The organism is Candidatus Nanopelagicales bacterium (assembly GCA_030700225.1).
Taxonomy (GTDB): Bacteria; Actinomycetota; Actinomycetes; order S36-B12.
The window spans coordinates 1-16,451 of sequence record JAUYJT010000042.1 but is presented as its reverse complement, the minus strand read 5'-3'; the positions used below and the strand labels follow the sequence as shown (position 1 = coordinate 16,451).

Here is a 16,451-nt window from a genome sequence, read left to right as displayed (position 1 = left end):
ACATGTCAGGTACGAGGTCACCCCGACCTCACCCCCGACCTCACCCCCGACCTCACCCTGGGGGTGGTGGACGCGCGGTTCCGCCGGTCGGACGGTGGAGATCCACCGATTCCAGGGAGATCGCCATGACCAACGGCCGCATCCGCACCCTCCTGATCAGCACCGTTCGGCACGTCCTCGAAGCGCAGCCGGCCTCATGACTCCCGAACGCATCGCCGCGCGCCTGTTCACTCCGGGGAAGGGTCTGCTCGCGGTCGACGAGCACCTCGATCGCATCTCGACCGACACCGATGGGAGAGCCGAGTTCGAGGCCCAGGGCCACCGAGCGATGCTGCTCGAGACCCCCGAACTCGATCAGTGGATCTCGGGCGTGCTGGTCGCGCCCGAGGGGCTGACCCAGTGCCGCGGGGCCGCGCCCACGGGAATCGTGGTCGGGGTGCGCCTCGACGCGCATCGGGCAGAACGCGACCTGGGCGACCTTGTTCGAGATGGTGCCAGCTTCGTGAAGTGGAGGGCAGATCTCGACCCCTTCACGACGACCGGACCGGCGGCGTACGTCGACACGACCCTGCTCGCTGAACGGGCCGCGGCCAGCCTTGAGGTGGGCCTGCTGCCGATGCTGGACATTGCGATGCCCAACCAGTGCTCGCACAGTCATGCGGTGGCGATGGCGGTCACCGGCAACGCCATCCGGGCGCTGGACAGAGCGCTGGCCGCTGCGTCCGTCCCCGCGAGCCAGGTGGTGATCAGGATGAACTTCGTGCGGCCGGGCGTGTGGCACGACGATCCGGCCGACCCGGAGCTCGTGGCCCAAACCACCATTCAGCTGCTCAGGGAGCATGTTCCCCCCACCCTCGCGGGGGTGATGTTCATGTCGACAGGGCTGGACAACGACGTTGCCTGTGCCTCCCTGGGTGCCGTGAGCGGCCAAGCGGCGGAGGCAGGACTGCGTCTGCCGATCACGTTCGCGTTCGGGCGCGCACTGGTCGCCCCGGCCACCCTTGCCTGGACGAGCCAGGATGGGGGCATCATTTCCGGCCAGGCTGCCCTCAGTGCGTCGTGCCGCGCCGCTGCCCAGGCACTCCACCCCGCCGCCAAGGGGGGATGAGCCCGCGCCACGACGCGAACCTAGGTAGGTCCCAGACCTGTCGGCCTCCCACAGGCGCTGTCCAGGCCGATCCACCCCTCCGGCCACCCCTCGGATGGATGCCGGGCCACCGGCCCCGCTGGTTTGCTCGGTCCAAGTCGCACGCACCCGTCGTCCCCGCCACCTTCCTTTGAGGAGTTCATGATGCTGATCGAACGGACCACGCTCGCGCAGTTCCTCATCGAGGAGCGCCGCCGTCACCTCGAGTCGAGCGGCGAACTCAACTCGCTCATCCTCGACGTCGCCCTGGCCTGCAAGGCGATCTCGAAGCGGATGGCCACGGGCGCCCTCACCGACGTGATCGGCAAGGCGGGGGCCGTCAACGTCCAGGGTGAGCAGCAGCAGAAGCTGGACATCGTCGCCAACGACATCTTCCTGTCCGTCAACGAAGGCACCGGAAATGTGGCCGGGATGGCATCCGAAGAGCTGGATGACCCCTACCTGATCCCGGCCGCCTATCCACGCGGCAAGTACCTCCTTGCCTTCGATCCGCTCGACGGCTCCTCCAACATCGACGTCAACGTCTCGGTGGGCAGCATCTTCTCGATCCTGCGCGCGACCACCGCGGGGGAGGACCCCGAGGTCGAGGACTTCCTCCAACCGGGGACCCAGCAGGTCGCAGCCGGGTACGCCGTCTACGGTCCGGCCACCGTCCTTGTGATCACCGTCGGGAGGGGCGTGCACGTCTTCACCCTGGACCCGAGTCTTGGCGAGTTCTTTCTCACCGAGGTAGACCTCACCCTCCCCGAGTCCACCTCGGAGTACGCCGTCAACAGCTCCAATCAGCGCTTCTGGGAGCCGGCGGTTCTGCGCTACGTGAGCGAGTGCCTACAGGGGGTCAACGGCCCGCGCGAACGGGACTTCAACATGCGCTGGGTCGCGTCCCTGGTTGCCGAAACGCATCGGATCCTCACCCGCGGCGGAGTCTTCCTGTATCCGCGCGACACCAAGGATTCCGACAAGGCAGGCCGGCTGCGCCTCCTGTATGAGGCGAACCCGATCGCGATGCTGATCGAGCAGGCAGGTGGCCGCGCCACGACCGGCTACGAACGCGTCCTGGACGTCAAGCCGAAGGACCTGCACCAGCGCATCGGCTTCATCTTCGGCAGCCGCGAGGAAGTGGAGCGCATCGAGCGCTATCACGCCGAGCCGGCCGAGGCGGCGGCCGACAACCACCCGCTCTACGGCTTGCGCGGTCTGTTCCGCGTCAACACCTGAGGAGGCCCCCATGTCCGTCAAGCACCCAGTCGTTGCCATCACCGGTTCGTCCGGCGCCGGAACCACCTCGGTGATGCGCACGTTCGAGCAGATCTTCCGTCGCGAGCACGTCAATGCGGCCTTCGTCGAGGGCGACAGCTTCCACAGGTTCGACCGCGTGGAGATGAAGGCGGAGATGGCGCGTGCGCTGGCCGAGGGTGACCACACCTTCAGCCACTTCGGGCCCGAGGCTAACCTCTTCGGGGAACTTGAGGAGCTGTTCCGGGTGTACGGCGAAACGGGCACCGGCAAGCTGCGCAAGTATCTCCACAGCGACGAGGAAGCGGCGCCGTACAACCAGGAGCCGGGCGCGTTCACGCCTTGGGAGGAGATCCCTGCTGGCACCGATCTGCTCTTCTACGAGGGTCTGCACGGCGCGGTGGCCACCGAGACGGTCAATGTCGCGCAATTCACCGATCTGCTGATCGGTGTAGTGCCGGTCATCAACCTCGAGTGGACGCAGAAAGTACAACGCGACAAGTCCCAGCGCGGCTACTCCGCGGAGGCGGTCACCGAGACCATCCTGCGCCGGATGGACGACTATGTGAACTACATGTGCCCACAGTTCTCCCGCACGCACGTGAACTTCCAGCGGGTCCCAATCGTGGACACGTCCAACCCCTTCATCGCGCGGACCATCCCAAGCCAAGACGAGTCGATGCTCGTGATCAGATTTGCCAACCCGCGCGGGATCGACTTCCCCTACCTGCTCTCGATGCTGCATGACTCGTTCATGTCGCGGCCGAACACCATCGTGTGCCCCGGCGGGAAGATGGACCTGGCCATGCAGCTGATCTTCACGCCGATGCTGTGGCGGCTGCTCGAGCACCGCGACAAGGCCCGCTGAGCCCATCAACGCCATCGTCCCCGCGCTAGGAGGATCCCGTGGCCATTCAACAGCCTTGAACGGCTTGGGCAGCGGGCGGAACCCGACCAGGCCGACCGACGCTAACTAGCGTCCCAGCACTTCCGCCAGGGCGCCGAGCACCATGGTGACCGCGTCCGCTCGCGCGTTGGGACCCATCAGACCGATGCGCCACACCGAGCTGGCGAACTCGCCGACCCCGGCGCCGATCTCTATGTCGTAGCGGTTCAGCAGGGTGCGCCGGACCGCGGCCGAGTCGACATCGGCCGGCACTTTGACCGCGGTGAGGTCGGGCAGCCGTGAACCCTTTTCTGCGAACAACTCGAGGCCCATGGCCTCGAGCCCGTCCTGAAGAGCCTGGCCCGCCGCCGCATGCCTGGCCCACACGTTCGGCAATCCCTCGTGGAGGATCCTGCCGAGGCCGGCGTGGAGCGACGTGACCATCGCGACGGGCGCCGTGTGGTGGTACGTGCGGCCACCTCCTTTCGACACCGCCTCGCCGGCGTAGCCGCCGATGAGACCGAGGTCGAGGTACCAGGACTGCGGGCGTTCGACGCGACGCGCGAACGCGCGATCGTTGATGGTGAACGGAGCAAGTCCCGGTGCGACGCCCAGGCACTTCTGAGTGCCGGCGTAGCCCACGTCAATGCCCCAGTCGTCGGCCCGTAGCTTGAGGCCGCCGATGGAGGTCACCGCGTCGACGACCAGGAGTGCGTCCCCGGCCGCGTGCACGGCTTCACCCAGCGCCGCGATGTCGGATTGGACCCCCGTCGACGTCTCGGCGTGCACGGCGGCCACGAGTGTGGGCGAAGGGTGGGCGGCCAGCACTCGCTCGGGATCGACGGGGGTGCCCCACGTGTGCTCAACAGGGACCACGTGGGCGCCGCATCGCCTCGCCACTTCGCACATCCGCTGCCCGAACAGGCCGTTGACCGCGACGACCACGACGTCGTCGGGCCGTACGGTGTTGACGAAGGCCGCCTCCATGCCCGCCGACCCTGTTGCCGAGAGCGGAAGCGTGCGTACGTTGGCGGTGCCCCACGCCTCCCGGAGGCGATCACAGGTCTCGTCCATGATCGCGATGAAGGCCGGATCGAGGTGACCGAGCAACGGCCGGGCCAGACCCTCCGTCGCCTCCGGGTAGGGGTTGGTCGGGCCGGGACCGAACAGGTGGCGTCTGACGATGGGTGTCATCTCTCTCCTCGTTGGCACTACAGGACTGCGCCGGGGTTTAGGATGCCGTCGGGGTCGAGAGCATCCTTGATGCGTTTCGTCAGTGTCATCACGTCGGCACCGAGCTGGTCGGGCAGTGCGGCCTTCTTCGCGCGTCCCACTCCGTGCTCCCCGGTGATGGTCCCGCCGAGCGCGATCGCGATCGTCATCACCTCGTCGAACGCCTGACGCGCCCGGACCGCGGCACCGGGATCCGCGGCGTCGTACACGATGATCGGGTGGGTGTTTCCGTCGCCGGCATGGGCCACGACGGCGATCTCCACGGCGCAGCGCTTCGCGATGCCGCCCACTCCGTCGACGAGGTCGGGCAGCAGCGGCACCGGGACGCCGACGTCCTCAAACAGCACGCTCCCGCGCTGCTCGAGAGCGAGGAACGCGTTGCGGCGGGCTGCGACGAACATCTGGGCCTCGTCGGCGTTGGTAGTCGTGAAGACGTCCGTCGCGCCTTCCTGCTCGCAGTGCTCGCGGATCAGGTCAATCTCGGTCTTGCACGACGGGCCGGACGCATCCGACTGCGCGATCAGCAGTGCGCCGGTCGAACGGTCGAGTCCGTGGGAGCGCCAGTCCTCGACGGCGTTGATGGTGGTGTTGTCCATCAGCTCCAGCATCGAGCAACGCACGCGGCTGCGGATCGCCACCACGGCCCGCGCTGCGGCGGCCATGGTCGGGAAAGCACTGACCAGAGCCGCGCCTGCGGTCTGGGCAGGGATCAACCGCAGAGTCGCCCGGGTGATCACGCCGAGGGTGCCCTCGCTGCCGACGAACAGCTTCAGCAGCGACAGCCCGGCGACGTCCTTGATCTGCTTGCCGCCCAGCGTGACGAGCGTGCCGTCGGCCAGGACGACGTCCATGCCGAGGACGTAGTCGGTCGTCACGCCGTACTTCACGCAGCACAGGCCGCCGGCGTTGGTGGCGAGGTTGCCACCGATCGAGCAGATCTCATACGACGAGGGATCGGGCGGGTACCACAGGCCGTGCTCGGCAGCTGCTCGCTTGACGTCCGCATTCAGCGCCCCCGGGTCTACGATCGCGACCTGGCAGGCGGGGTCGATTTCGATGTGTCGCATCCGGTCCAACGAGATCGTGATCCCGCCGTCGACGGCCGAGGACCCGCCCGATAGGCCTGTGCCGGCGCCACGCGGGACCACGGGCACCCGGTGCGCGGCCGCCCAGCGCACTGCCTGTTGCACGTGGCTGGCGTTGCCGGCGCGTACGACGGCGATCGGCATCCCGGCCGACCCGTCCCGCGCGAAGTCCTCGCGGTACTTGTCCATCTCGTCGGCGCCCGTCACCACCACCCCGTCGGGGAGCTGGCTGACGAGCTCGGCGACGGCCTCGGCGACGGCATTGTCGATCTGCATGGTCCTGAGTGTGCAAGCGATCAGGCCGGGCGGGCCGTCGCTCGAAGCCGGTCCCGGAACCAGGCCGTGAACGCGGGGTCCCCGGCGTCAGTGGCCACCAGCGTCGCTGCGGACAGGTCGTCGTCACGGGTGTAGGTGTTGTAGGTGGCCACGCAGACCAGGCCTGCGGCCACGGCCGCGCGTACGCCGTTCGCCGAGTCCTCGACCGCCACGACCCCCTCCGGTGCGGTGCCGTGCTGGCGCAGCACCTCAAGGTAGACGGCGGGGCTGGGCTTGAGGTCTGGCACCTCGGTCCCGGTCACGATGAGTCGGAAGCGGTCGCCGAAGATGCGGTCGAGCAAGGGCTCCACCCAGGCACGGGTGCCGGTGGTGGCGACGTGCATCGGCACCCCGTGGATCGCGAGCTCGTCGATGAGTCGAGGGATGCCCGGCCGGGCCTGGATGCGCCCCTCCTCGACGAGGTCGCGCATGATTGCGGTCTTGCGCTTGTGCAATGCGGCGGCCAGCTCGCGCGCCTCACCGGAGGGTCGGCCGGTGTGCTCGAACCAGTGCACCATCCTCTGGACGCCGCCGGGGATGCGGAGCAGGTCGCCATAGGTCGTGATGTCCCACCGGTCGGGCAACCCCGCCTCCTCGAACGCCGCGTTGAACGCCACCCGGTGGCCGTCACGCTCGCTGTCGACGAGGGTGCCGTCAACATCGAAGATGACCGCCGACAGGTCACTCATCGCGCAGCGAGGTGCGCGCGGATCCGCTCCGCGACTGTGTCGACGGTGAAGCCATGGTGAGCCATCACCTCATCGCCGGGACCGCTGTCGCCGAATCCGTCGAGGCCGATGGCGAGGTCGACCAGGCCGGCCCAGCCGGCGGTTGCGCCGGCCTCGAGGCTCACCGTCGTGACCCCGGGGTCGGGCGCGTAGTGGGTTCGGTCCAGGACCGAGACGACGCGGGCGCCGTACCCCTCCTCGCGCAGGCGCTCGGCGACCGCCACGGCCAGGGACACCTCCGACCCGGTGGCCACGATCTGGACATCGGGCTGGCCGTCCCCCTCGAAGCTGGACGGATCGAGCTGCGGCAGGCCCTGACGGGAGAGGATCAGCGCGGTCGGGCCGTCGGTGCGCTCCAGCGCCAGCCGCCAGGCCGCCGCGGTCTCCGCGTCGTCGGCAGGGCGCAAGACCTGCAGGCCGGGAATGATCCGCAGTGACTCCACGTGCTCGACGGGCTGGTGCGTGGGCCCGTCCTCGCCGACAGCGATCGAGTCGTGGGTGAGCACGTGGATCACGGGCTGATGCATCAGCGCGGCCAGGCGCAGGGCCGGACGCAGGTAGTCCGCGAAGACGAGGAAGGTGCTGCCGAAGACCCGGAACCCGCCGTGCAGGCTGATCCCGTTCATGATCGCGGCCATCCCGAACTCACGGATACCGAACGCGATCGCGCGCCCCGCGTAATCGTCACGGGTGACCAGCTCGCCGAACGCCGTGCCGGTCGAGCCGGACAGATCGGCGGAACCGCCCACGAGCTCCGGCATGACCTCGCGCAGGGCATCCAGACAGGCCTGCGAGGACTGCCGGGTGGCCCGGGGCTTCTCGCCGACGGTCACGACGAGTGCCTCGGCGACACCAGGAGGCAGCACCAGGTCGCGCGTACGGCGGAACTGCGCGGCCAGGTCAGGGTCGTCCTCCTCCAGTGCGGCGAACGCGGCATCCCACGCTCCGTGCGCGTTGGCTCCTCCGGCGGCCACGGCGGCGCAGGTTTGCTGCACCTCGGCCGGCACCTCGAACGGGGCGTAGCCCCAGCCCGCGAGCCGCTTCGTCTCGGCCAGGACGTTCTCGCCGAGCGGGGAGCCGTGCGCCTTCGCCGTACCTTCGATCCCTGGTGCGCCGTGGCCGATGATGGTGCGGACGGCGATGAAACTGGGTCGCGGGTCGGCCTTGGCGCGGGTGATCGCCGCGTCGATCGCGGCCAGGTCGGTGCCGTCGACCGCGGCTTCGGTGTGCCAGCCGTAGGCCGCGAAGCGGGCGAGCTGGTCATCACCGGTGGAGCGCTCGACTCCCCCGTCGATGGTGATGGCGTTGTCGTCCCAGAGCACGATGAGTCGCCCCAGCCCGAGATGGCCGGCGAGAGACGCCGACTCGTGGCTGATGCCCTCCATCAGGCAGCCGTCGCCGACGATCGCGTAGGTGCGGTGGTCCGTCACCTCGGGGTACCGGGTGTGGGTCATCCGCTCGGCGAGAGCCAGGCCCACGGCCATGGCCAGCCCCTGGCCGAGCGGTCCGGTGGTGCACTCGACGCCGGCGGTGTGCCCGAACTCCGGGTGTCCCGGTGTGCGCGAGCCGAGCTGGCGGAAAGTCCGCAGCTCCTCGGTCGGCAGGTCGTAGCCGAAGATGTGCAGGAGGCCGTAGAGCAGCGCCGAGCCGTGGCCGGCCGACAGCACGAAGCGGTCACGGTCGGCCCAGGTCGGGTCGGCGGGGTCGTGGCGCAGGTGCCGACTCCACAGCGTCCATGCCATCGGCGCAGCACCCATGGGCATGCCGGGATGCCCCGAGTTGGCGGCCTGGACCATGTCGGCGGCCAGGAAGCGGAGGGTATCAATGGCCAGCTGGTCGGTCGAGACCGTCGTGGGCTCGGACTGCAGGACGTCGGTCATGGGGCACCTCGGAATGTCGTGGTTAGGGGACTGGTCATGTTGGCGGCGGCGATCTCTCGGAGCCGGCTGACGGCGGCTGTCTTGCCGTCGGGGTAGGCGTACATCCACGAGCCTGAGATGAAGACGTCTGCGCCGGCGGCCGCCGCCCCGCGAACGGTCGAGTCGGTGATGCCGCCGTCAACCTCAAGCTCGATGTCGAGGCCGGACTCATCGATCATCCGGCGCAGGCTTGCGACCTTGGGCTCGACCGCAGAGATGTAAGCTTGGCCCCCGAAGCCCGGGTTGACCGTCATCGCAAGGACCAGGTCGGTCTCCTCCATGACATGCTGGAAAACTTCGGCCGGAGTGTGCGGGTTCAACGCGACCCCGCTGCGGGCGCCGAGTTCACGAATGCGGTGAAGCGTGCGGTGCAGGTGGGTGCACGCCTCGGAGTGCACGATGACGAGGTCACAGCCCGCGTCGACATACTTCCCCAGCAACTCGTCGGGATTGACGACCATGAGGTGCGCCTCGAAGCCGACCGAGCTGTGCGGGCGCGCTGCCGCGATCAGGTCGGGACCGAAGGTGAGGTTGGGGACGAACACGCCGTCCATCACGTCCCACTGGATGCGGTCGACGCCGGACTCGCAGAGCGCGCGGACCTCGTCACCGATGCGGGCAAAGTCAGCGGGCAGCACGGAAGGCACGATGAGCGGACTATGGGTTCGGGTGTCGTTCGCGGCGGGCTGGGCCATCGGGATCGCTTCCCTTCTGGTCTGGTGCTTCCATTCGACCGCGCGCGGCGGTGTAGGGAACTCACCCACCTGGGTGGAGGTGCGGGTGAAATGCTCGACGGACATCCCCGTGGACCCGCTACGATGACTAACCTTGTGCCATGCCGGAGATCGCCCCGAGCCCCCTGCGCCTCGTCCTCGTCGACGACCACGAGATGGTGCTGCAAGGTCTGTGCGCAATCTTCGGCCACTTCGCGGGCGATGTGCAGATTCTGGGCCAGTCGACCAACGCAACGGCTGCCGTCGCGCTTGTCGCGGATCTAAGCCCCGACGTGCTCTTGTGCGACGTGCGCATCGGCCAGGACAGCGGCCTCGACCTGTGCCGGCAGGTCACTACCCAGTACCCCAGCACCAAGGTCGTCCTGCTGACGGCGTACGACGACGACCACTACCTTTACCAGGCGCTCCGGGTCGGCGCCTCGGGATACATCCTCAAGCGCATTGACGGACAGGACCTTGTAACAGATCTACTGTTGGTCCGTGAGGGGGAGACGGTCGTGGATCGCGCGTTGGCGGGTCGGGTGGCGTTCTCTGCCGCCAGGCTGAGTGCCGGGGAGTTCTGGTCGGGGGCGCATCTCGGGCTCACCCACCGCGAGTCCGAGGTTCTCGAGCTTATCGTCTCAGGTCATTCGAACAAGGGCGTGGCCAACAAGCTGGTGGTGAGCGAGGACACCGTGAAGAGCCACATTCGCGGCCTCTACCGAAAGCTCGGGGTCTCCGACCGCAGCGGTGCGACCGCGGTGGCGCTCCGGGAGGGCCTGTTCCGGTGAGGCCCGCCGGCGACGGTGTGCCCGACGCCCGACAGCTCGCGGAGCTGTTGGATGCGGACGGCGCGCTCCTATACGAGATCGACGACCAGAATCTCACCATCGCCGATATGTTCCCCCCGCATCCCTCCGCCGCATCCCTGGTGTTGCAGGTCGGTTTTGGCGTCACCGGCCGGGTGGCTCGCACGCAGCAGCCGGTGCTACTGGAGGCGGACTCTCCGCGCAACGCGCTCCATCGGCAGTTGCTCGGGCTCACGCCCGACAAGACGGTGGCGCGGATGTGCTTGCCGCTCCCGGGGGTCGACGGTCGGGTGATCGGCGTGCTTGCCGTGCACCGAAACTCGCGCCGCCCGTTCGGTGAGCCGGATCTGGTGGCCGCGGAGTCCGTGGTTGCCATGATCGGTCTGCGCGTTCACGCGCAACAGCTCTTCCGGGCTGTCAGCCGGCACCGCACCGAGCGCGACCGGCTGATCCAGCAGGCAGTCCATGCCCAGGAGGCAGAGCGCCGCCGACTGGCGTTCGACCTGCACGACGGGGTCACCACGGCGTTGGCATCGATGTCGTTCCACCTCTCAGCTGCGGACCTCACCGTCTCCGAGCTCGCCTGCAGCGACGAGCCCGATCTGGCTGCTTGGGTCAGGGAACTGTACCGCGCGCGAGACGAGCTCTCCAATGCCCGGGCGCTCGCGGACCTGGCCTACAACCAGACCCGCGCGGCGATCGCCGGACTGCACAGCCTAGTCCTGGACGACCTCGGGCTGGTCGCGGCGATCGAATCGCTCGTGCAGACAGCGCAACGAGACGACGGGCCGGACATCCGGCTCGTCGTGGACCCCGAGGCGGACCTAGCCACGATCCCGGACCACGCGGCTGCGTCGCTCTACCGGGTTGCCCAGGAGACGCTCGCCAACGCGATCAAGCACGCCGTAGCTGAGAAGATCACTCTTTCGCTACGACGCGTGAGCGACTCAATGATTCTAGGATGTACCGACAACGGCCTGGGCTTCGACGTGGCGGACGCGCGTGCCTCCCGAGTGGGGAATTTGGACGGGGACCAGCACTTCGGCCTGAGCTCGGTCGCGGAGCGGTGTGCGGTGATCGGGGCCTCGTTGCGAATCGAGTCGGCGCCCGGTCGCGGGACCACCGTGTTGGTCGAGCTACCCCTGTCGTAGAAACAGGCTTCTGGTCCGTCGTTGTGTGTCCGACTCAGGCGGTGGCATCGGCGGCCCGACGACAGTTGTCGAGAAGTCGCTCCTGCGCAGCGTCGACGTTGGCCGGGTCTCCACCCCATCTGTTCAGTGCCGCACTCACCAGGGCCCGCCCGAACGAGAACGTCACGTCCCAGGGTCGGTTCGGAATCGCGCTGAGCTCCTTGAGGAAAGCGCACACGTCCTCCGTCGGGTGCCCCCCGGACAGGAATGCGATCCCGGGGACGGCCGATGGCACCGTCTCGCGAAGGATCTCGAAGGTTGCGGCGGCAACGACAGCCGCGCTGACCTTCGCCGCATCCAGGCCAGGCGTGACGAAGTTCGGCTTGAGCACGATGCCCTTCAGGTCGACGCTTGCGTCATCGAGCTCGCTGAAGACGACAGCGAGCGCCAGGCGGGTTGTGTCGGCGCATGCCACGATGTCGTGGTCGCCGGCGCAGAGCACCTCCGGTTCGACGATCGGAACGATGCCGTGCTCCTGGCACAGGGCCGCATAGCGAGCCAGCGCGTGCGCGTTGGCTCGAGCCGTGTGCTCGGTGGTCGTGGTGATTTCGATGACGGCTCGCCATTTGGCGAATGCGGCTCCACGTTCGGCGTATGACGACAGGCGAGCGCCGAGTCCGTCGAGCCCTTCCGTGATGAGGGCGCCGCCACCACCGGGCAACGGGGTGGTGCCGGTGTCGACCTTGATGCCGGGCAGGACTCCCAGTTCGCGGGCCGCGACCGGGAACGGGCGCCCATCGCTGAGCTCCTGACCAAACGTCTCGTCGGCAAGGATGATGCCACTGACCGCCGTCGAGAGTCCGGGAGCGGTGAGCAGGAGCTCGCGGTAGTCCCGGCGCGCGGCCTCACTGGCCGTGATGCCTCGCCCCTCGAGGCGGGCAGACATCGTCTTGATGGACTCGTCGGCGGCGAGGATGCCGCGGCCACCGTGGGTCAGTTCGCGGGCTGTGCTGTGGAGGATGCTCATGCCCGCAGCATGCGCAGGGCGCGGCGACGGCGATTCACCCCTTCGGGCGATCCCTGGTGTGAAACCTCGCTTCCCCCACGGCCTCCTCGTTGCTGACATGCCGCACGAACAACCGCGTCGCCGAATTCGGCTCGGCGCTGGTGCACAGGTGCCAGGGGCGGTCAAGGGGGGTGCCGGCCAGAGGATAGGTGGTGAGCTCCCCGCTTGAGACCTGGCCGCGCACGGCCTCTTCGTGCACGAGGGTCACGCCAAGCCCCTGCCGCGCAGCGGCCACGGCGGCCCCGGACGTGCCTAGGGTGAGGAGGGGAGGCCTGGCCTGGAGCCGGTTGAGGAGCGACAGCGCGGTGTCCCGCGTGCCTGAGCCGACGGCGGTGAGCAACCACGGCGTGCTCAACGGGTCACCGTCGAGGCCGGGGCGTCCGACCAGCAGCAGCCTGTTGGGGCGGCGGGCGCGGGTGATCAGGCCCGCGCCGCGCGGGGGCCGGCCGGCCAGCACCACGTCTACGTGGTGATCGGCGGCCAGCGCGAAGAGCTCGTCTCGTGGCAGCACCGACAGCGACAGCGCGACCTGGGGGTGCTCCCGGGCGAAGGACGCGACCAGGGCAGGCAGGACGTATTCGCTCGCCGTCGCGACGGCTCCGATCCGCACGCGGCCGCGGTCCGCCTCGTGCACGGCTCCGGCCGCCTCGGCCAGCAGACCCAGCAGCTTGCGGACATAGGAGGCGAAGATGACTCCGGCGTCGGTGGGCACGATGCCGCGACCAGCCTTGGTGAAGAGGGGTACGCCGAGCACCGATTCCAGCGCGGTGATGGCGGCCGACACGGCAGGCGGCGTCACGTGGAGGGATTCGGCGGCCACCCGGACACTACCGCCGTCGTACACCGCAATGAACGTTTGCAGACGAGCCCAGGTGGCAGCTGCCGGGAGGTCCGTGGCTCTGGTCATAGCTAATCTATCTCTTAACTCTTGGCAGTGAAGAGTCAATTGTAGTTGACCAGTTGCGCCCACAGACTGGTCTCCCGCAGGCAACCGGAAAGGAAACTGCGATGACAACCATCGAAACGAGCACGGAGATCAAGGAACGCTGGGACCCAGGCGTCCAGAGCTATGCAGGCATGGGCTATTGGAACCCCGACTACGAGCCGAAGGAAACCGACATCCTCGCGGTCTTCCGGATGACGCCACAGGACGGCGTGGACAAGGTCGAGGCCGCCGCGGCGGTGGCGGGAGAGTCCTCGACCGCGACCTGGACCGTGGTCTGGACAGACCGGCTGACCGCCAACTCGCACTACCAGGCCAAGGCCTACAAGGTCGAGGACGTCCCGGGTCGTCCGGGCGAGTACTTCGCCTACATCGCCTACGACATCGACCTTTTCGAGGAGGGCTCGATCGCCAACCTTACCTCCTCGATCATCGGCAACGTGTTCGGGTTCAAACCCCTGAAGGCACTGCGGCTGGAGGACATGCGGATCCCGGTCGCTTACAAGAAGACCTTCCAAGGGCCTGCGCACGGCATCGTCATGGAGCGGGAGTTCCTCAACAAGTACGGACGCCCGCTGCTCGGCGCCACAATCAAGCCCAAGCTCGGCCTGTCGGCCCGGAACTACGGCCGTGTCGTCTACGAGGCCTGCAAGGGTGGCCTCGACTTCACCAAGGACGACGAGAACATCAACTCCCAGCCGTTCATGCGGTGGCGCGACCGGTTCCTCTTTGGCATGGAGGGCCTCAACAAGGCGATGGCCGAGACTGGTGAGCTGAAGGGTCACTACTTCAACATCACCGCGGGCACGATGGAGGAGATGTATCGCCGGGCGGAGTTCGCCAAGGAGATCGGCAGCATCATTGTGATGATCGACCTGACGATCGGCTACACCGCGATCCAGTCGATGGCGAACTGGTGCCGTCAGAACGGGCTGCTGCTTCACCTGCATCGGGCCGGACACTCGACCTACACCCGTCAGAAGACGCATGGTGTGAGCTTCCGAGTGATCTCGCAGTGGTGTCGACTGATGGGTGTCGACCACGTGCACGCCGGCACGGTCGTCGGCAAGCTAGAGGGGGATCCGGCCACCACGCGTGGCTTCTACGACACGCTGCGCGAGGACAAGGTCCCGACCAACTTGCAGAACGGCATCTTCTTCGACCAGGAGTGGGCATCGATACCGGGCGTCATGCCCGTCGCCTCGGGAGGCATCCACGCCGGGCAGATGCACCAACTGCTCGACCTCTTCCAGGACGACGTCATCCTGCAGTTCGGCGGCGGCACAATCGGACACCCCTACGGCATCGCCGCGGGCGCCGAGGCCAACCGGGTCGCGCTCGAAGCAATGGTCAAGGCCCGCAATGAGGGCAGGGACCTTCTGCGAGAAGGCCCCGACTTGCTCCGCAAGGCGGCCAAGACCTGCCAGCCGCTGGAGGCCGCTCTCACCACCTGGGGTGAGGTCACCTTCGACTACACCAGCACCGACGCCCCCGACTTCGTCCCGACCGCGACCCCGTCCTGACCACAACTCATCGAGAGGAGCACACCATGAGCAAGATCCACTACGGTACCTTCTCCTACCTGCCAGATCTCACCGACGAGGAGATCGCGGCCCAGGTGAAGTACGCGCTCGACCACGAGTGGCCCGTGTCTATCGAGTACACCGACGACCCCCACCCCCGCAACATTTACTGGGAGATGTGGGGCCTGCCGATGTTCGACCTGATCGAGCCCGACGGCGTCCTCACGCAGATCAACGAGTGCCGGACCGCCAAGCCGGAGCACTACATCCGCGTGCTCGCCTACGACGCCAGGCTCGGCAAGCAGACGACCGCCATGTCGTTCCTAGTCCAGACCCCCACGAACGAGCCGGGCCTGCTGCTCGTGCGCCAGGACGCCCACGACCGAGTCCAGCATTATTCAGTGAAGTCTTACGCCACCGACCGGCCTACCGGAACGCGCTACGCGGGAGAGTGAAGTCATGGCATCCCAGGGGTTCGGATATCCACCAACGGCCGTTACTGGTGGCGGACCGGCCGCCACCCCCGATGAGCAGACGGCCGAGGCCGTGATCCTCGCAGACGACGCCCAGCTGGATCTTGCCGCGGACGAGGCTGCAGCCAGGGTCGAGGAGACCCTGGCTGCCCTCGACGCGGAGCTGGTCGGGCTGGCATCGGTCAAGCGCAGGGTTCGGGAGATCGCCTCACTGCTCCAGGTCGACCGGGCGCGCGGCCAGTTCGGCCTATCGTCGTCGAAGCCCACCCTGCATATGAGCTTCACCGGTGGGCCGGGAACCGGCAAGACCACCGTGGCCATGCGGATGGCGGCGATTCTGCACGCGCTCGGCTACATCCGTGCGCCGCGGGTGCACGTTGTCACCCGCGACGATCTCGTCGGCCAATTTATCGGTCACACCGCGCCGAAGACAAAAGAGGCGATCGCCAAGGCAGCAGGGGGGATCCTCTTCATCGACGAAGCCTACTACCTCTTCCGTCCGGAAAACGAACGGGACTACGGACAGGAAGTCATCGAAATCTTGCTCACCGAGATGGAGAACGACCGTGGGAACCTCGTGGTCATCTTCGCCGGCTATCCCGACCGGATGGCGACGTTCTTCTCGGCGAACCCCGGCCTCAGCTCCCGTGTCCCCCACCACATCGAGTTCGAGGACTACAACCACGACGAGTTGATGCAGATCGCTGAACTGATGGTCGCGGGGGAGAACTTCCGATTCGACGAGGAGGCACGCGAGGTCTTCTCGGAGTACCTCACCCTTCGGCGAGCTCGACCGAACTTCTCCAACGCACGCAGCGTCCGCAACGCGATCGAGCGGTGCCGGCTCCGTCAAGCGCGGCGACTTGTCGGGCTCGACCGTCCGCTGGGGAAGCAGGACCTGATCTTGCTGACCGCCGAGGACGTCCGCGGTAGCACCCTCTTCACCGATCGGGCCGAGGAGAGAGAAAGCTCCGCGGACTGAATCGGCAACGGCGCCGGTCCGGCTGCTCACCAAGGTCGAGGGGTCGACCGCGAGCTGGGGCCTCGGCGCGGCGCCTGGAGGTGCGCTCGGCGGCTGTGCCCGGGCCTGTGGTCCGCGGCCACTGGCAGTCGCCAGCCCCTCCAAGAAGTGGTGCTCATGGCGTCCGAGCACCGGATACCCGCGCAGCCGTGTGCACGAGCGTTTCGGTGCGCACCATATGTAGAAGCGTCGGCGGCGTTCCTTCGAGCCCCGGGGATCCTTCG

General features: G+C 67.7%; 15 protein-coding genes. 8 read left to right on the top strand and 7 right to left on the bottom strand.

The window, feature by feature from the left end; genetic code table 11:
• The first annotated feature begins 196 nt into the window (after positions 1 to 196).
• The 3 genes from Q8P38_05655 (at position 197) to Q8P38_05645 (ending at position 3,251) form a co-directional block, all read left to right on the top strand.
• A complete protein-coding gene (locus tag Q8P38_05655) occupies positions 197 to 1,108 on the top strand; it encodes a class I fructose-bisphosphate aldolase (GenBank protein MDP4014084.1) in 912 nt (303 codons plus the stop codon).
• A 180-nt stretch (positions 1,109 to 1,288) separates the two neighbouring features.
• On the top strand, positions 1,289 to 2,365 hold the full coding sequence (locus tag Q8P38_05650) for a class 1 fructose-bisphosphatase (protein ID MDP4014083.1): 1,077 nt from the start codon (positions 1,289 to 1,291) through the stop codon (positions 2,363 to 2,365).
• Between the two features lie 10 nt (positions 2,366 to 2,375).
• A complete protein-coding gene (locus Q8P38_05645; protein MDP4014082.1) occupies positions 2,376 to 3,251 on the top strand; it encodes a phosphoribulokinase in 876 nt (291 codons plus the stop codon).
• A gap of 105 nt (positions 3,252 to 3,356) precedes the next feature.
• Here the strand turns inward: Q8P38_05645 and Q8P38_05640 are convergent, their stop codons facing one another.
• The 5 genes from Q8P38_05640 to rpe are packed head-to-tail and all read right to left on the bottom strand — an operon-like array spanning position 3,357 to position 9,244.
• Positions 3,357 to 4,463: an alanine--glyoxylate aminotransferase family protein gene (locus tag Q8P38_05640; protein MDP4014081.1), complete on the bottom strand. Its 1,107-nt coding sequence runs from the start codon at positions 4,461 to 4,463 to the stop codon at positions 3,357 to 3,359.
• Positions 4,464 to 4,480: 17 nt separating this feature from the next.
• Complete coding sequence (locus Q8P38_05635; GenBank protein ID MDP4014080.1) at positions 4,481 to 5,863, bottom strand: FAD-linked oxidase C-terminal domain-containing protein; 1,383 nt, start codon at positions 5,861 to 5,863, stop codon at positions 4,481 to 4,483.
• A gap of 20 nt (positions 5,864 to 5,883) precedes the next feature.
• Positions 5,884 to 6,591, bottom strand: a complete 708-nt coding sequence (locus tag Q8P38_05630; protein ID MDP4014079.1) for an HAD-IA family hydrolase — start codon at positions 6,589 to 6,591, stop codon at positions 5,884 to 5,886.
• On the bottom strand, positions 6,588 to 8,510 hold the full coding sequence (tkt, locus tag Q8P38_05625) for a transketolase (GenBank protein ID MDP4014078.1): 1,923 nt from the start codon (positions 8,508 to 8,510) through the stop codon (positions 6,588 to 6,590). The genes Q8P38_05630 and tkt overlap by 4 nt, the downstream gene beginning before the upstream one ends.
• Positions 8,507 to 9,244: a ribulose-phosphate 3-epimerase gene (gene rpe, locus Q8P38_05620; protein MDP4014077.1), complete on the bottom strand. Its 738-nt coding sequence runs from the start codon at positions 9,242 to 9,244 to the stop codon at positions 8,507 to 8,509. The genes tkt and rpe overlap by 4 nt, the downstream gene beginning before the upstream one ends.
• 140 nt (positions 9,245 to 9,384) lie before the next feature.
• On the opposite strand from rpe, the gene Q8P38_05615 reads away from it, so the two are divergent.
• A complete protein-coding gene (locus Q8P38_05615) occupies positions 9,385 to 10,053 on the top strand; it encodes a response regulator transcription factor (protein ID MDP4014076.1) in 669 nt (222 codons plus the stop codon).
• The gene (locus Q8P38_05610; GenBank protein MDP4014075.1) at positions 10,050 to 11,222 is read left to right on the top strand and encodes a GAF domain-containing protein; all 1,173 of its coding nucleotides are present in this window, start codon (positions 10,050 to 10,052) and stop codon (positions 11,220 to 11,222) included. The genes Q8P38_05615 and Q8P38_05610 overlap by 4 nt, the downstream gene beginning before the upstream one ends.
• 34 nt (positions 11,223 to 11,256) lie before the next feature.
• Here Q8P38_05610 and Q8P38_05605 read toward each other — a convergent pair whose 3' ends face one another.
• Positions 11,257 to 12,228, bottom strand: a complete 972-nt coding sequence (locus Q8P38_05605; GenBank protein ID MDP4014074.1) for a class I fructose-bisphosphate aldolase — start codon at positions 12,226 to 12,228, stop codon at positions 11,257 to 11,259.
• A gap of 34 nt (positions 12,229 to 12,262) precedes the next feature.
• Positions 12,263 to 13,174: a LysR family transcriptional regulator gene (locus tag Q8P38_05600; protein MDP4014073.1), complete on the bottom strand. Its 912-nt coding sequence runs from the start codon at positions 13,172 to 13,174 to the stop codon at positions 12,263 to 12,265.
• Positions 13,175 to 13,275: 101 nt separating this feature from the next.
• Here Q8P38_05600 and Q8P38_05595 point away from each other — a divergent pair, with 101 nt between their 5' ends.
• From Q8P38_05595 to Q8P38_05585, 3 genes are read left to right on the top strand one after another with little or no spacing between them, the layout of a single operon-like run.
• A complete protein-coding gene (locus Q8P38_05595; protein MDP4014072.1) occupies positions 13,276 to 14,733 on the top strand; it encodes a form I ribulose bisphosphate carboxylase large subunit in 1,458 nt (485 codons plus the stop codon).
• Between the two features lie 26 nt (positions 14,734 to 14,759).
• Positions 14,760 to 15,188 carry a ribulose bisphosphate carboxylase small subunit gene (locus Q8P38_05590; protein MDP4014071.1) on the top strand — a complete coding sequence of 143 codons (429 nt, stop codon included), beginning with the start codon at positions 14,760 to 14,762 and terminating at the stop codon, positions 15,186 to 15,188.
• A gap of 4 nt (positions 15,189 to 15,192) precedes the next feature.
• The gene (locus Q8P38_05585; protein ID MDP4014070.1) at positions 15,193 to 16,188 is read left to right on the top strand and encodes an AAA family ATPase; all 996 of its coding nucleotides are present in this window, start codon (positions 15,193 to 15,195) and stop codon (positions 16,186 to 16,188) included.
• The last annotated feature ends 263 nt before the right edge of the window (positions 16,189 to 16,451 follow it).

Excerpts from the sequence above, each read along its gene's own strand:
- Q8P38_05655 (MDP4014084.1), top strand. The coding sequence starts at position 197 with ATGACTCCCGAACGCATCGCCGCGCGCCTGTTCACTCCGGGGAAGGGT.
- Q8P38_05650 (MDP4014083.1), top strand. The coding sequence starts at position 1,289 with ATGATGCTGATCGAACGGACCACGCTCGCGCAGTTCCTCATCGAGGAG.
- Q8P38_05645 (MDP4014082.1), top strand. The coding sequence starts at position 2,376 with ATGTCCGTCAAGCACCCAGTCGTTGCCATCACCGGTTCGTCCGGCGCC.
- Q8P38_05640 (MDP4014081.1), bottom strand. The coding sequence starts at position 4,463 with ATGACACCCATCGTCAGACGCCACCTGTTCGGTCCCGGCCCGACCAAC.
- Q8P38_05635 (MDP4014080.1), bottom strand. The coding sequence starts at position 5,863 with ATGCAGATCGACAATGCCGTCGCCGAGGCCGTCGCCGAGCTCGTCAGC.
- Q8P38_05630 (MDP4014079.1), bottom strand. The coding sequence starts at position 6,591 with ATGAGTGACCTGTCGGCGGTCATCTTCGATGTTGACGGCACCCTCGTC.
- tkt (MDP4014078.1), bottom strand. The coding sequence starts at position 8,510 with ATGACCGACGTCCTGCAGTCCGAGCCCACGACGGTCTCGACCGACCAG.
- rpe (MDP4014077.1), bottom strand. The coding sequence starts at position 9,244 with ATGGCCCAGCCCGCCGCGAACGACACCCGAACCCATAGTCCGCTCATC.
- Q8P38_05615 (MDP4014076.1), top strand. The coding sequence starts at position 9,385 with ATGCCGGAGATCGCCCCGAGCCCCCTGCGCCTCGTCCTCGTCGACGAC.
- Q8P38_05605 (MDP4014074.1), bottom strand. The coding sequence starts at position 12,228 with ATGAGCATCCTCCACAGCACAGCCCGCGAACTGACCCACGGTGGCCGC.
- Q8P38_05600 (MDP4014073.1), bottom strand. The coding sequence starts at position 13,174 with ATGACCAGAGCCACGGACCTCCCGGCAGCTGCCACCTGGGCTCGTCTG.
- Q8P38_05595 (MDP4014072.1), top strand. The coding sequence starts at position 13,276 with ATGACAACCATCGAAACGAGCACGGAGATCAAGGAACGCTGGGACCCA.
- Q8P38_05590 (MDP4014071.1), top strand. The coding sequence starts at position 14,760 with ATGAGCAAGATCCACTACGGTACCTTCTCCTACCTGCCAGATCTCACC.
- Q8P38_05585 (MDP4014070.1), top strand. The coding sequence starts at position 15,193 with ATGGCATCCCAGGGGTTCGGATATCCACCAACGGCCGTTACTGGTGGC.